The following is a 12739-nucleotide window of genomic DNA, read 5'->3' as shown; positions in this document are numbered from 1 at the left end:
AACCCCTAACCACCACCCAGCAGACAGGCCGGCAACCCGCCTCCCCCGGCGGCGCCGGCCTGTCTGCTTTTCACCTCTCCCCCGTTCGACGAAGGAAACTCCATGAAAAAGCTTTTGCTTGCCCTGCTCCCCACCATCATCAGCCGCATCATGCGCGCCCGCCGGGCCAAGCAGAACCCGGCCGCGAATCCCCGCAGCCGCAACCGGTTCTGATCCTAGAAACGTCCTTAGAGGGGCCCGCCCCGGGCCGAAGATTCAGTAGGAGTACCATGCACATCCCCGAACAGCGGGGGCCGATCAGCGCCGCCCTGCTCGCGATCCTCGCCGGCCAGCCCGTTGATACCCCCGCCGGCCTGGCCGACCTCCACGCACTTGTGACCTCACAACTGGCCGAGGCTCAAGACGCTATCGAGGACGACGACCTCCAGCTGGCCTTGTTCTGCCTGTACGAGCTGCATTACAGCGGGCTGGACGGCGTGGATGACAGTTGGGAATGGCACCCCGGCATGATCGCCGTCCGCCGGCTTCTGGAGAAGCCGTTCGAACAGGGACTGAGGACTGCAGCCAAAGCTGCGGTTCCCGACATTCCGCAGGTTCCCGGGGCGGTTCCGATCAGCGACGGCGTGGCCACGGTCCTGTTTAACCTCGCGGCGTCGGACACGGGGCCCAGCATGTCGAAGTATGTGGCGAAGAGGGCCACACTTTCCCAGCTCAAGGAATTCCTCATTCAGAAATCCATCTACCAACTCAAGGAAGCGGACCCGCACACGTGGGCCATTCCCCGCCTCGCCGGCCGTGCGAAGGCGGCCCTGGTGGAAATCCAGGCGGACGAATACGGCGGCGGCCGCGCGGACCGGATGCACAGCGCCCTCTTTGCCAGGACCATGCGTGCCCTCGGGCTCGATGACCGCTATGGCGCCTACGTCAACACGGTTCCGGCCCTTGCCCTGGCATCAGTGAACATGATGTCCCTCTTCGGGCTGAACCGCCGGCTGCGCGGTGCCATCGCCGGTCACCTGGCGATCTATGAGATGACGTCCTCCCGGCCCAACCAGCTCTACGGGAACGGTTTCCGCCGGCATAACTTCGATGCCGCAGCGACAGCGTACTTCGATGAGCACGTCGAAGCAGACGCCGTCCACGAGCAGATTGCCGGGCGGGATCTGGCCGGAGGCCTGGTGGAAGCGGACCCGGACCTGCTCCCCGACGTCTTGTTCGGCGCGACGGCGGCCCTCGCCCTGGACACCTTGCTCACCCACCACGTTGTGGACGCTTGGGAAAACGGCCGGTCATCGCTGCGCACCAAATTGCCCGCCGCGGCATGACTACAGAAGATCAGGAGCACATGAACCACGAACCAGCAGAAGGGTCGATCGTGGTCTGCCCGGACGGACCGCTGCTGGTCCGCGGGGACTTCGAGATCCTCACGCCAACAGGGGAACCCGTTCCCAGGCAGCGCCGGACGGTGGCGCTCTGCCGCTGCGGAGCCTCAGCGATCAAACCGTACTGCGACGGGACCCACAAGCTGATAAAGTTCCGGACCGAACCTGCCGACGCGGGACGCCCCGAAACGTAAAACTATTCATCACTAATTGCGATGAATATTGTGCGGAAAACATCGCTTTTTCTTAAATGCTATGCAGTTAGATACTGGGATCCACACCACATTTACCCGTCTGGTGTCAGCCCACTAAAATCCCGCAAAGCGAAGAAGCAGCGATGAAGAAACGTATCCCGCACCGGCAGTTCCCCAGCAAGAGTTCCCGGAAAGGCCGCGAGGCGCGGACCGGCGAACATTGCCCGCTGAACGGATGGTGGGCGCCGGCCGGCCAGGAGGCAGATGCGCAACTCCTCGCCGAGGGGAGCATCATGCCGCCGAGCGGCGGCGAGTTGGTGACGTGGACCTTGGTGGCGAGCCAGTTCGGGTCCCGCAAGCCCCAGTATGTCCTCTCTGCCGCGGGAGCCTCCATTGACAGCTTCTAGCCAAGTGTCAGCACAGGAGGGCTGTGAAGACGGCTGCCACTTCTGCGAAGGGCCGGAAACGGACTGAGCCGAGAGTCACCCGGGCGAGCGAACGACGGCGGGGGGTCGCCGCCGTCGTACCTTTCCGTCTGGTGCCAACCGGCTGACCTGATCGCGCAGGACCCTGGTTTCCGTTTCCCTATTACCTCAGGAGCGCCGGTTCGGAATTCACGGTGAGCAGCCGAAGGAGCGGGCCTATGTCGTGGCTGGATTCGAGTTCCATGACGTTCTCCACCACGCTGAGTGCCGCCGTCTCCGGCAGCCTGGTGGTGGCGAGGTCCATGAACTTACTTATGGTGTCGTCGTCGCTGAGCCTGTTGGTGGAGGCACCCTTAGCCCGGACGGCCTGGACAATGATGGTGCCGGACTCCGTCTGCACCTCGATCCGCGGTTCCGCCGAACCTCCCTGCTGCTGGGGGTCCACCACCAAGTGGATCCGTTCCATGAGTTCGAGGATCCGGGGGTCAGTCCTGCCCTGTTCAGCCACTTCAGCCAGGCCGACTCCCCCGTGCAGGAGGGCCGTGGCGAGGGCGAACTGCATGCTCAACTGAGCCGAAACCAAGGAGCTCACGTCGGCCTTGCCGCACATGTCGGCGATGAGCGCGCTGGTGTGGACGGTGATATTGCGGACCGACTCGGCAGAGACGCCGGGCTGCTCCCGCAGGTCCAGGATGACATCGATGGCGGCGTGGGTGCTGCGGCAGGTGGCGTAGGGCTTGATGGATGCCCGTTCAATCTGCCATTCCTCACCGAGTGTTTCGAACAGGCGGGATTGGTCTATGTCCTCTTGCCGGCCGTAGAGGCGCAGGAAGCTGCCCCACGGGGCGGCGAACAGGTCCCGCGGTCCGGTGAACCCGGACCTGGCGAGAAGTGCGCTGTTCAGGCCTGCTTCGGCAGCGCGGCCCACGTGCATGCGCTTAGACATTGCACCGTCACCGATGAATGACCAGGTGCCGCCAGTAAAGGACCCGGCCAGGCCAATGGCAGAAACCATCTGTTCGGTGTCCAGGCCAAGGATCACGCCGGACGCCACTGCGGCTCCGAACGTTCCGCACACGCCGGTGGAATGCCAGCCCGCATTGTTGACGGAGTCGTAGCCGCCCAGAGCGTCCTGGACGCGGCGGGCCACTTCATATCCACCGATAACGGCGTGGAGGAGACTGGCGCCGCCAACGTGCGGTCCGCCGTCGGCTGTTCCGCCGTCGGTTCCTCCGCGGGAACCGGCCGTGGGCAGCGACGCTGCCGCAAGCGCCGCGGGCAGCACAACAGCACCGGAATGGTCGCACCCGCCGGAGTCGTCCAGTTCGAAGGCGTGGCAGGCGATGCCGTTGACGAACGCCGCCCCCAGCGCGGGCAGTTCGGCGGGTGTCCCCCAAAGCGGTGCCCCTGAGCCGGGGGCGGGAGTTCCATAGACAGCTCCGAGCGCTGTCCGGCTGATGTCCACTTCCCGTGAGGAGGCTCCTGCAATTCCGGCACCAAGAGTGTCAAGGATGTGGATCTTGGCCCTGTGCCGGACATCGGCGGGGATGTCTCCTGGCCGCAGCGCCGTGAGGAAACCGGCGATCCGCTCTGAAGCTGTGGGGTCGTTGGTCATGTTGGCCTGCCTTCGCGGGTAAGTGCGTGGAATATCTCGGCGGGGTGGTCTGCAGGATTGGGTTTGGCGCTCTGCCGCCACCACTGGGCCACATCGCCGCCGGTGGCGTGCCATATGTCGTCGTGGGCGGATACATGGTCCATGAACTCGCGCAGCATTCCGATCCGCCCGGGTGTGGCGATGATTTCCGGGTGGAGGGTCAGGACGAAGCACAACCCTTCTGCACGATAGGCGTCGAATTCCAGGATCCAGTTCCGCAGCACTTCCCGGCTGGAAGCAATCCGTGGACTTCCCGCGGGGATGGGTGGGTCCAGGTTGAAGACGAAGTAGGGGTAGTCGTCCAGTTCGTGGTGGCGGGGCACTTCCACCAATGCGGCCGCAGATCCTGCGTGGAAGTGGGGCAGGTCGTCGCCGTGCCAAGACGAGGACCACGTGAATCGCTGGGTAAGCAGTTCGTCAGTCAGCCCGGGCGCGTAGGACCCGCGTCCTGCGCGGAATCCCTCCGGACGAAGCCCGAGGCGGGACTGGAAGGCGTCCTGGGCGCGACCGATACTGTCCACCTGTTCGGCGAGGGATTGGCTGCCCATGTCTTCGAGCTGCCAGCCCATGTTGCCGAACTCGTGCCCTGCCCCGGCGACTGCCTCGAGCTGCCGGGGGTAGCTCGCGAGGTTGGCGCCGGGAACGAACCAGCTCGCTTTGGTGCCTGTGCGGTCCAGTTCAGCCAGCAGGCGGTCTACTCCCCGCGTTCCCCCGTACTGTCCCACCGACAGGCTCTTGGCGCGGTCGACGGCGTCAGGCGCCGCAGCAAGTACGGACAGTTCCGCCTCAAACCCGACCGTGACTACGAAGGCGCACTTTTTACCCTCGGGCCACCGTCCCTGGGTTTCCTGAGTCATAGTCACGTCTGGGGCTCCTTGGTCTGCTGCCACCACGTGGCGATGTCGGCGCATGTGCTGAACCAGACGTCGTCGGCATCTTTCGCGTGCCGGATCCAGCGGTCCAGCAGTACTGCCCGGCCGGGTTTGCCCACCACTTTGGGGTGGAAGATGGTGGACAGGCACAGGCCTTCGGCGTGATAGCCGTCGAACTCCCTGGTCCAGTTGTCCAGCGTGAGGTCATAGCTGGCTATCCGATCACCGCCCGAGGGCCAGTCCGGGTTGGTGGTGTAGGCAAGCGAGGCGTAGTCATCCATGTCGGACCGGGCAGGGATCTCAACGAGCTTCCCGCCGGTGTGGAAGTACGGGCGGTCGTCTCCGCGCATGGAACTGGAGTAGAGGAAACCCATCTCCTCGAGCAAGGCCGGGGTCTCGGGGCGCCAGTCCCCCGATGGTGTCCGGAAGCCGACCGCCGTGGTGCCCAGGACATCCTGGAAGATGCGTTGGCTGGTTTCGATGACGTGCCGCTGCTCCACCAGGCTGAGGTCCCAATACTTTTCGTGCTTGTAGCCGTGGTGGGCCATTTCGTGGCCCTGCTCAACGATGCGCCGGCACTGCTCCGGCCACGTCTCCACCACCCAGGCAGGAGTGAAGAAAGTCGCTGCTATTTCGTGCGTTTTCAACAGCCCGAGGATCCTGTCCACGGCCCGCCACGGTCCGTAGGCGCCTTGGCTGAAGTACTCCGGCCGGTCCCAGATGGTGCCTTTGAGCATGGCATCGCCGGTGGGACCGTCAAGGTCGAAGGCCAGGGCGACGGCGCTGCGTTTGCCTTCCGGCCACACCGCCGCCCCAGCCTTCACTGCTGCGTCTCGGTTCACTTGACGCCGTTGACCTCGGGGGTCATGGCACCGTAGCCCAGGCCCCACTTGTCGAGGATCTTCTGGTACTCGCCATTGTCAACGATCTCGGTGAACGCGTCTTTCACGGCGTTGGCCAGTTGGGTGTCGCCCTTCTTCATGAGGACGCCGAACGGCTTGGCCGGCAGCGGGTCCAGGACGGACGCATATTTTCCGGGTTCCGTATTGGCGAAGTAGGCCAGGTTTTCGCCGCCCTGCGCTGCAAGGTCCACTCGGCCCTGCTCGATCTGGAGGCGGGCTGCAGCTCCGGAGTCCGTGGGGAGGATACCCAGCTCAGGAAGGCCCTTGTCCGTGCAGACGGTCTTGCTGAGGGTCTTGACCTGCTCAAAGTAATCGGTCTTGCCACTGACTGCCAGCTTCTTGCCGCAAATATCCGTTTGCTGAGTGAACTCTCCCGCACGGGCGCCGGAGGTGTAGAGGCGGCCCTGGGATTTGAAGTAGTCCACGAAGTCGGCGGTCTTCTGCCGTTCCAGGGTGTCGGAGATGCCGGACATCACCAGGTCCACGCGGCCTGTCTGGACGGAGTTGATCAGTTGGTCGAAAGGCGACTCGACCACTTCGATCTCGACACCGAGGACCTCGCCAAGCTTCTGCTGCAGTTCGATGTCGACGCCGGAGAGTTTCTTGTCGCTGTCCCGGAACTCCATGGGCGGGAAGTCGGGAGACAGGCCGATCCGGATCTTTCCGGCGTCTTTGATTGCCTGGGGCAGGCCGGTAGTGCCTGCGGCTGCCTCGGTAGCAGTCTCTGCGCCGCCCACGCATGCTGTGAGGCCAAAGGCCGCGACGGCGGTCAGAGCCGCGATGCGTGCGGCATTGGTGAAGTGCTTCATGATGGCTCCAGTTCGTTGGGGATGGTGAGTCTAGAAAATCTTGGGGATGGTGAACTTAGAAAACGCGGGAAAGGAAGGCTTTGGTCCGCTCGTGCTGGGGATTTCCAAGGACGTCGGCGGGCGGGCCGAGCTCTACGATTTCGCCACCGTGCATAAAGGCGACGCGGTCCGCCACTTCTTTGGCGAATCCGATCTCGTGGGTGACCACGATCATGGTGAGGCCAGACTTGGCGAGGTCCTTCATCACGTCCAGCACCTCACCCACCAGTTCGGGGTCCAGCGCCGACGTCGGCTCGTCAAAGAGGATCAGTTCCGGCTTCATCGCCAACGCCCTCGCGATGGCAACGCGCTGCTGCTGTCCGCCGGACAACTGACGGGGGTAGGACGACTCGCGTCCTTCCAAGCCCACCCGGGCAAGGAGTTCCGAAGCATGCCGCTTGGCCTCTGCGGGCTTGACCTTGTTGACGAGCACCGGCCCTTCGATGATGTTCTCCAGCACGGTCATGTGGGGGAAGAGGTTGAACCGCTGGAAAACCATGCCGATGGACCGCCGCTGCCTGGCCGCCTCTTTGTCTGAAAGTTCATAGAGGCGGTTACCGTCCTGGCGGTACCCCACCACTTTCTCGCCCACCCAGATGCGCCCGTTGGAGAGCGTCTCAAGGTGGTTGATGCAGCGGAGGAATGTGCTCTTTCCGGAACCGGAGGCTCCCAGGAGGCAGACCACCTCTCCGGCATTGACGTCAAGGTTGATGCCCTTCAGCACTTCATTCAGGCCGAAGCTCTTGTGGACGTTTTCGGCGCGAACCAGAACGTTCGTGGTCATGAGAGTGCCTTCCTGTTTGTGCCGAAGATGCTTTTCAGATGCTGGAAGGGAGTCAGCGGCAATTGCCGGCTGGAGGAACCCTTGGCGAAGAATCGTTCAAGGTAGTACTGGCCGATGCTGAGGATGGATACCGCACCCAAGTACCAGACGGCACAGACGATGAGCAGTTCCATGATCCGGTTGTTGACGTAGTAAATGTGCTGGGCTTCGGAGAGGATTTCGCTCACGCCGATGGCGGAGGCCAGCGAGGTGGTCTTCAGCATGCCGATCACTTCGTTGCCCACGGGCGGGATGATGACCCGCATCGCCTGCGGCAGCACGATGCGGCGCATAGCCTGCAGGCGTGTCATGCCCACGGCCTGGGCGGCTTCCGTCTGGCCCTCGTCAACGGAGAGGATGCCGCCGCGGACCACTTCGGAGGTGTAGGCGCCCTGGTTCAAACCGAGGCCGATGGACGCTGCGACAAAGGGTGTGAGCACATCAATCATGCGGCCCGAGTAAAGTCCCGGGATGCCGATCACTGGGAAGATCAGCGCAAGGTTGAACCACATAAGGAGCTGTAGGTAGACCGGGGTGCCGCGGAAGACCCAGATATACAGCCAGGCCACACCGGAGACCACAGGATTCTTGGACAGGCGCATCACGGCGGTGACCACGCCCAGGATCAGGCCAAGGGCCATGGCCACTGCGGTGAGGAGAAGAGCCACACCGATGCCTTGGATCAGCACGGGGACCGTCAGGTATTCCTGGACCGTGGGCCAGTCGATCTTGGCGCGGGAGAAGGAGACTCCCAACCAGACGAGGAGGAGCACCACCGCTGTGGCGCCAACCCACCGCCCCACGTGCCGCCGGGGGACAATTTTCAAGTCGACCGAAGCAGCGTCGGTGACGCTGGGCTCAGTTTGAGTGTTCATGGCTTTTTCCTGATCGTGGAGGGTATCTGCTGCGCCGCGTGCATCTGCGCTGATAGGGCCCATGGTTCAGCCCTCGTGGTCCGGCCTGACCCGCAGGCCGTTGTAGTCGGCAGCCCAGGTCTTCATCTGGTCCAGCCTTGCCCGCAGCCGCGTCAGTTGTTCGGCCACTCGCTTGGGTGACGTTCCACCAAACCCTGAATGGGCATCGAGTGCCGCTTCGAGAGTCAGGACGTTCCTGATGTCGGGGGTCAGGCGGCGATCGACCGAGGCCAGTTGCTCATCGCTGAGGTCGTCGTAGTCCAGTCCCCGGCTTTCGCAGAAGCGCACAAGGGAGCCGGAAACTTCGTGTGCCTCGCTGAAGGGGATCCCCTGCCTGGCGAGCCAGTCGGCAACTTCGGTGGCGAGCGTGTAGCCGGCTGTCGCCTGCCGGCGGACTTCCTGGACATTGACGGTGAAGGTCCGGACCAGGCCCGACAGTGCCGGAAGCGCAACTTCCAGGGTGTCAACGGCGTCGATGACGGCGTTCTTGTCCTCCGCGAGGTCCCGGTTGTAGGCCAGCGGCAGGGATTTGACGGTTGCCATAAGTCCCATGAGGTCTCCAAGGACGCGCCCTGCCTTGCCGCGGGCCAGCTCGGCGATGTCCGGGTTCTTCTTTTGCGGCATGATGGAGCTGCCCGTGCAGTAGGCGTCATCCATGGTGATCCAGCGGAACTGCTGGGAGGCCCAGGAGATGATCTCCTCGCACAAACGCGAAATGTCGATCAGCGTCAGGGAACAGACGAAGAGGAATTCAATGGCGGCGTCGCGGCTTCCCACGGCGTCGATCGAGTTTTCTGCACTGGTTTCGTAGCCTTGTTCCCTTGCTGCGATTTCGGGGGTGAGGGCAAAGGTTGAACCGGCCAGGGCCGCGGCTCCAAGGGGCGAAACAGCTGCCCTGCGGTCCCAGTCCTGGAAGCGCTCAAGGTCCCGGATCAGGGGCTGTGCGTGCGCCAGGATCTGATGGCCAAAGACCACCGGCTGTGCGGACTGAAGATGCGTAAAGCCGGGGACGGGCGTGTTCAGGTGCTGGTCGGCCTGCCCGGCCAGGGACTCCGCCAGTTCGATCAGCAGTTCGCTGACCCGCCGGACTTTGTCCCGCATGTAGAGCCTGAGGTCGTTGGCAGCCTGGTCGTTGCGTGAGCGTCCGGCGCGGATCTTGCCGCCCACCGGTCCCATGCGCTCGATGAGGAGGCGTTCAAGGAAGGTGTGGACGTCTTCGTCCGCTTCCTGGGGGCGAACGCGGTCACGCTCGATGTCCCTTGCCAGGTCATCAATCGTGTCCAGGAACTTCCCCAGCTCAGCATCACCGATGAGGCCGGAGCGGTTGAGCTCCCGGACATGGGCCCGTGAACCGTGCAGATCGTACGGTGCCATGCGGAAGTACCGGGGATCAGCCCGCGAAAAGCGGGCGAGTTCCGGGCTGGACGTGCCCTCGAAACGGCCGCCCCACAACTTTGTCTGTTCATTCATTCGTACAGCTCCTGCCTGGAAAAAGTCTGCGCCGATGAGTGATCCGTATCACTTCATGCAACGAAAGTATTTCTGAAGTAAACAGTAATTGTCAATGGTTTCAATGTTGTTTCGCTCAGATTACGTATAGCGCAGTCCAAGGTAGGACACCGGTCTCCCGCAATTCGTCTATGCTATGAGACACCGGTATCTCCAGCAATTGTTTTTCTTTAGGGCCGGACCGCCGGGCGCCGCCGGCGCCCTCACGATGCCAGGTACAGAGCGCAAGAAAGGGCCCGAAACCAAGGGTCTCGGGCCCTGAAGAGGGACGCTGGAGGGGCTACGCGATGGGCGTGACCACCGCCACTCCCGCGAGGTCGGAAACGGAAGCGCGCTGAGTGAACGTTGCCGGGAGCAGGTGGTCCTTGAACTCCGGGCCCGAACCGTCGATACGACCCAGCAGTACCTCCGCGGCCTTCATCCCCATCTCATAGGCAGGATTGGAAATGGCGTGGACTTCCGGGCAACTGACCGTCATCCAGTCCGCATCGTCAAGGCATACGAGCGAAATGTCCTCCGGAACGGTCAACCCCGCCGCGCGAATTGCCTGGAAGGCCGGGAGTGCCAGCTTGCTGTAGGAAGCGATGATGGCACTGGGCCTGTCCCGGCGGTTGAGCAAGGAGGCAACAATCACGTGGGTCTTTTGTGGTGACATGGCGTCGGAAATGAACTCATAGCGCACGCCCGCGGCCCTGGCCGACTCCCGCACGGCGCGGACCCTGTCCGCAATGGTTGAGATAGGGAGGGGGTGTCCCGCCTCCAGCTCCTCGGGAGTCTTGGTGGTGGCCGAAAGGAAGGCAATATTCCGGTGCCCCTTGCTGATCAGGTATTCCATGACGGTCTTGGCGTCCGCGTAGCAGTCAGTCCCAACCCAATCGGAGTCCACGTTGTCGGGACGCCGGTCGAAGAGCACCAAAGGCCGCCCCATGCCCACAACATCCAGCAGGTGCCCGGAATCGCTCCGGCTGGTTGACGCCACGATCAGACCGTCCACGCGCTTGTCCAGGAACACTTGGACTGCCGCGCGTTCTGCGTCGATATTCTCATCCGTGTTTGCGAGGATGACATCGAAGCCTGCCGCCTTCGCAGCATCGGTCATTCCCCGAACAGCCCGGGCGAAATGTGGATTTTCGATATCGCTCACCACAACCCCAATGGTGTGCGAACGGCCCGAACTGACACTCCTGGCCAGCGCATTGCTCCGGTAACCAAGGGCTTCGGCTGCCGCAGACACCATCGCTTGGAGTTCCGGGCTCACTGCCCCATATCCCCCCAGGGCACGTGCCGCAGTGGAACGCGAGACCCCCGCCACCCGGGCCACGTCCATCAGGGTAGCCGTGCCATTACGTTTCAATTCCATTGCTAAAATTTACAACAAAAATCGTGGTCTAGGCGGCCAATTCCAGATGCATTGATACCGGTTTCCCAAAAGAATGCATTGCAGGGGTTTTGGGTCCAGGCCCGGTTATGGTCTGGCTACGTGGACGTCGAGCTCTACCGGGACGGGCCGCCGGACCGCATCATCTACTGGGCAATGGTCCAGCCCCCACGCGATGACTTCCCGCACCGTTCCTTCGTCTTGGGTCGACACCGCTCGAACGGTGACCTTCATGCTGACCGGGCCGGCCGGCACGTCCTCCGCGATGCCTAGAATGCCCCGGTCATCGGATTCGCCGTCCACCTCGACCTGCAAGGAAGAGAAGACCACCCCCTGTTCGGCAGCGCGCATCGCGATCAGTGTGGCTGCACAGGAAGCGTACGCGGCACGGAAGAGCCACCCGGGCGAGGGCGCTGATGCAGTTCCTCCGACCCCCGCCACCATGTCTGTGACAAGGGATGCACCATCGGCGCCGGTTACGCGAACCCGAAGGCCGTCCTCCACCACGGCGGAGGCAACCGAGTCGCGATAACGCGCCTCGTCAGGGTGTGCGGCCAGGTACGCCTTGGCTGACGAGATCGCCTCGGCAATTCGTGAGTTGCTCATCCGTGTCTCCTTCGCCGCGGCTTCCGGTGTGGCGCTGACTCTGCGCGTAGCCGGCCGCATGGCGGGCGGCGCAGGATGCTCTCATGCTGAACCTTCAGGGGCACTCACGCAAGGGAACGACGGCGGGAGGTACCCGCCGTCGTTCGCTTCGGTTGGGTGCCTACTGGCGGAAGGGGACTTTCTCCCAGCTCAGGACGCTGCCGGCCTCGCCGCTGTTGCCGCCCACCGTGAACCTGACGTAGTTGGTGGCGTTGGCCGAGCCGTCCACGGTGATTCGCTGCAGGTCATCCGCGGCGGGCTGGCCGTAGATGTCCAGCCACGGCGAGCCATCCGCCAGCGGCTGGTTCTCGGCGAAGACGTGGCTGTCGCCGTTGATGAGGTAGACCGGCCGGTCGAAGCGATTGGTTTCGTCGATGATAGCCGCCACGATTTCGCGGAACCCGGAGACCGTTTCGGGGTTGGCAGAGGCCGCGGCGAGCTGCGAAGGATCGAACATGTCGGCCTGGGTCATAAGCACCACGGCTCGGTCGTTGCGGCGATCGGCGTCGGCGAAGGTGCTGTGTATCTGGTCCAGGACGGCATCCGTCCGGTGCTCAACTTCGGTCAACTGCTCCGGAGTCGGCGCGGTTTCGCCCAGGCCGCTCCACGGCAGCAGCGAGTTGTTGCTGCCCTGGATGTTCAGCACAGAGAAGGCCACGCGGTTCTGGACGAAGCGGACGTTTTCCGGCAGACCCAGGTTCTCCTGGGTCTGGACCGGCATCGTCTCCCCGAGGGTCTTGCCGGGCTCGTCGAAGAAGACCTCACGCAGCTTGCTCAGCCGTTCCAGCGGGTTGTAGGCGCCGTTGTTGGTGCGGTGGCAGTCCACCCACTCGTTGTCGCCCGGGGTGAAGACCAACGGGTGCTCAAAGGTATCGAACTGGGAGCGGATGCTGGCGAAGTACTCGTCGGAGCAGACCGAGGAGCCGTTCTTGATATCGCCCACATGGGTGACGAACTTCAGCGCGCTGTCGGCGTTGATGTCCTGGATGCGGGACGGGAACTTGGCGATTTCGGCGTCGCCGTAAGGGATATCGCCGATGACGCCAAAGGTGAACGCTTCGTTGTCGGAGGTGTGGTTGGACGCGTTGGCGGGCAGCGGCGCAAGGAGGCCGAGCGCCAGGGCGGCTGCCGCCGTCGTCGTTTTCAGGGTCTTTGAAGGCATGGAGCTATTCCTACTCTCTGTTGCGGGGCAG

General features: G+C 63.4%; 13 protein-coding genes. 3 read left to right on the top strand and 10 right to left on the bottom strand.

Annotation, left to right across the window (positions count from 1 at the left end; all coding sequences use genetic code 11):
* Positions 1-269: 269 nt before the first annotated feature.
* From V9L17_RS18765 to V9L17_RS18755, 3 genes are all read left to right on the top strand, one after another.
* On the top strand, positions 270-1325 hold the full coding sequence (locus tag V9L17_RS18765) for an iron-containing redox enzyme family protein (protein ID WP_337352480.1): 1056 nt from the start codon (positions 270-272) through the stop codon (positions 1323-1325).
* A 20-nt stretch (positions 1326-1345) separates the two neighbouring features.
* Positions 1346-1576, top strand: coding sequence for a CDGSH iron-sulfur domain-containing protein (locus tag V9L17_RS18760; protein ID WP_337348804.1), 231 nt, complete (start codon positions 1346-1348; stop codon positions 1574-1576).
* A gap of 143 nt (positions 1577-1719) precedes the next feature.
* Complete coding sequence (locus V9L17_RS18755) at positions 1720-1983, top strand: hypothetical protein (protein WP_337352479.1); 264 nt, start codon at positions 1720-1722, stop codon at positions 1981-1983.
* A gap of 181 nt (positions 1984-2164) precedes the next feature.
* On the opposite strand, the gene V9L17_RS18750 is transcribed toward V9L17_RS18755, so the two are convergent.
* The 10 genes from V9L17_RS18750 to V9L17_RS18705 all read right to left on the bottom strand — a co-directional run bounded on the left by V9L17_RS18750 (position 2165) and on the right by V9L17_RS18705 (position 12708).
* Positions 2165-3616 (bottom strand): MmgE/PrpD family protein, encoded by a 1452-nt coding sequence (locus V9L17_RS18750; RefSeq protein ID WP_337352478.1) that lies wholly within the window; start codon positions 3614-3616, stop codon positions 2165-2167.
* On the bottom strand, positions 3613-4512 hold the full coding sequence (locus V9L17_RS18745) for a polysaccharide deacetylase family protein (protein WP_337352481.1): 900 nt from the start codon (positions 4510-4512) through the stop codon (positions 3613-3615). The genes V9L17_RS18750 and V9L17_RS18745 overlap by 4 nt, the downstream gene beginning before the upstream one ends.
* A gap of 2 nt (positions 4513-4514) precedes the next feature.
* Positions 4515-5369, bottom strand: a complete 855-nt coding sequence (locus V9L17_RS18740) for a polysaccharide deacetylase family protein (protein ID WP_337348800.1) — start codon at positions 5367-5369, stop codon at positions 4515-4517.
* The gene (locus V9L17_RS18735; RefSeq protein ID WP_337352477.1) at positions 5366-6238 is read right to left on the bottom strand and encodes an ABC transporter substrate-binding protein; all 873 of its coding nucleotides are present in this window, start codon (positions 6236-6238) and stop codon (positions 5366-5368) included. Before V9L17_RS18735 ends, V9L17_RS18740 begins: the two co-directional genes overlap by 4 nt.
* 55 nt (positions 6239-6293) lie before the next feature.
* Positions 6294-7061 (bottom strand): amino acid ABC transporter ATP-binding protein, encoded by a 768-nt coding sequence (locus V9L17_RS18730; protein WP_337348798.1) that lies wholly within the window; start codon positions 7059-7061, stop codon positions 6294-6296.
* Complete coding sequence (locus V9L17_RS18725; RefSeq protein WP_337352476.1) at positions 7058-7975, bottom strand: amino acid ABC transporter permease; 918 nt, start codon at positions 7973-7975, stop codon at positions 7058-7060. The genes V9L17_RS18730 and V9L17_RS18725 overlap by 4 nt, the downstream gene beginning before the upstream one ends.
* A 66-nt stretch (positions 7976-8041) precedes the next feature.
* Positions 8042-9484 carry an argininosuccinate lyase gene (gene argH / locus V9L17_RS18720; RefSeq protein WP_337352475.1) on the bottom strand — a complete coding sequence of 481 codons (1443 nt, stop codon included), beginning with the start codon at positions 9482-9484 and terminating at the stop codon, positions 8042-8044.
* A gap of 319 nt (positions 9485-9803) precedes the next feature.
* A complete protein-coding gene (locus V9L17_RS18715) occupies positions 9804-10883 on the bottom strand; it encodes a LacI family DNA-binding transcriptional regulator (protein ID WP_337352474.1) in 1080 nt (359 codons plus the stop codon).
* 105 nt (positions 10884-10988) lie between these two features.
* Positions 10989-11507: an OsmC family protein gene (locus V9L17_RS18710; protein WP_337352473.1), complete on the bottom strand. Its 519-nt coding sequence runs from the start codon at positions 11505-11507 to the stop codon at positions 10989-10991.
* A gap of 160 nt (positions 11508-11667) precedes the next feature.
* A complete protein-coding gene (locus tag V9L17_RS18705; protein ID WP_337352472.1) occupies positions 11668-12708 on the bottom strand; it encodes a hypothetical protein in 1041 nt (346 codons plus the stop codon).
* Positions 12709-12739 lie beyond the last annotated feature (31 nt).

It is taken from the genome of Pseudarthrobacter sp. CCNWLW207 (assembly GCF_037203945.1).
GTDB lineage: Bacteria > Actinomycetota > Actinomycetes > Actinomycetales > Micrococcaceae > Arthrobacter.
This window is presented reverse-complemented; position numbering and strand designations above follow the sequence as displayed.

Bases quoted from the DNA above. Each gene is read 5' to 3' on its own strand.
- V9L17_RS18765 (WP_337352480.1), top strand. From the start codon at position 270: ATGCACATCCCCGAACAGCGGGGGCCGATCAGCGCCGCCCTGCTCGCG.
- V9L17_RS18760 (WP_337348804.1), top strand. From the start codon at position 1,346: ATGAACCACGAACCAGCAGAAGGGTCGATCGTGGTCTGCCCGGACGGA.
- V9L17_RS18755 (WP_337352479.1), top strand. From the start codon at position 1,720: ATGAAGAAACGTATCCCGCACCGGCAGTTCCCCAGCAAGAGTTCCCGG.
- V9L17_RS18750 (WP_337352478.1), bottom strand. From the start codon at position 3,616: ATGACCAACGACCCCACAGCTTCAGAGCGGATCGCCGGTTTCCTCACG.
- V9L17_RS18745 (WP_337352481.1), bottom strand. From the start codon at position 4,512: ATGACTCAGGAAACCCAGGGACGGTGGCCCGAGGGTAAAAAGTGCGCC.
- V9L17_RS18735 (WP_337352477.1), bottom strand. From the start codon at position 6,238: ATGAAGCACTTCACCAATGCCGCACGCATCGCGGCTCTGACCGCCGTC.
- V9L17_RS18730 (WP_337348798.1), bottom strand. From the start codon at position 7,061: ATGACCACGAACGTTCTGGTTCGCGCCGAAAACGTCCACAAGAGCTTC.
- V9L17_RS18725 (WP_337352476.1), bottom strand. From the start codon at position 7,975: ATGAACACTCAAACTGAGCCCAGCGTCACCGACGCTGCTTCGGTCGAC.
- argH (WP_337352475.1), bottom strand. From the start codon at position 9,484: ATGAATGAACAGACAAAGTTGTGGGGCGGCCGTTTCGAGGGCACGTCC.
- V9L17_RS18715 (WP_337352474.1), bottom strand. From the start codon at position 10,883: ATGGAATTGAAACGTAATGGCACGGCTACCCTGATGGACGTGGCCCGG.
- V9L17_RS18710 (WP_337352473.1), bottom strand. From the start codon at position 11,507: ATGAGCAACTCACGAATTGCCGAGGCGATCTCGTCAGCCAAGGCGTAC.
- V9L17_RS18705 (WP_337352472.1), bottom strand. From the start codon at position 12,708: ATGCCTTCAAAGACCCTGAAAACGACGACGGCGGCAGCCGCCCTGGCG.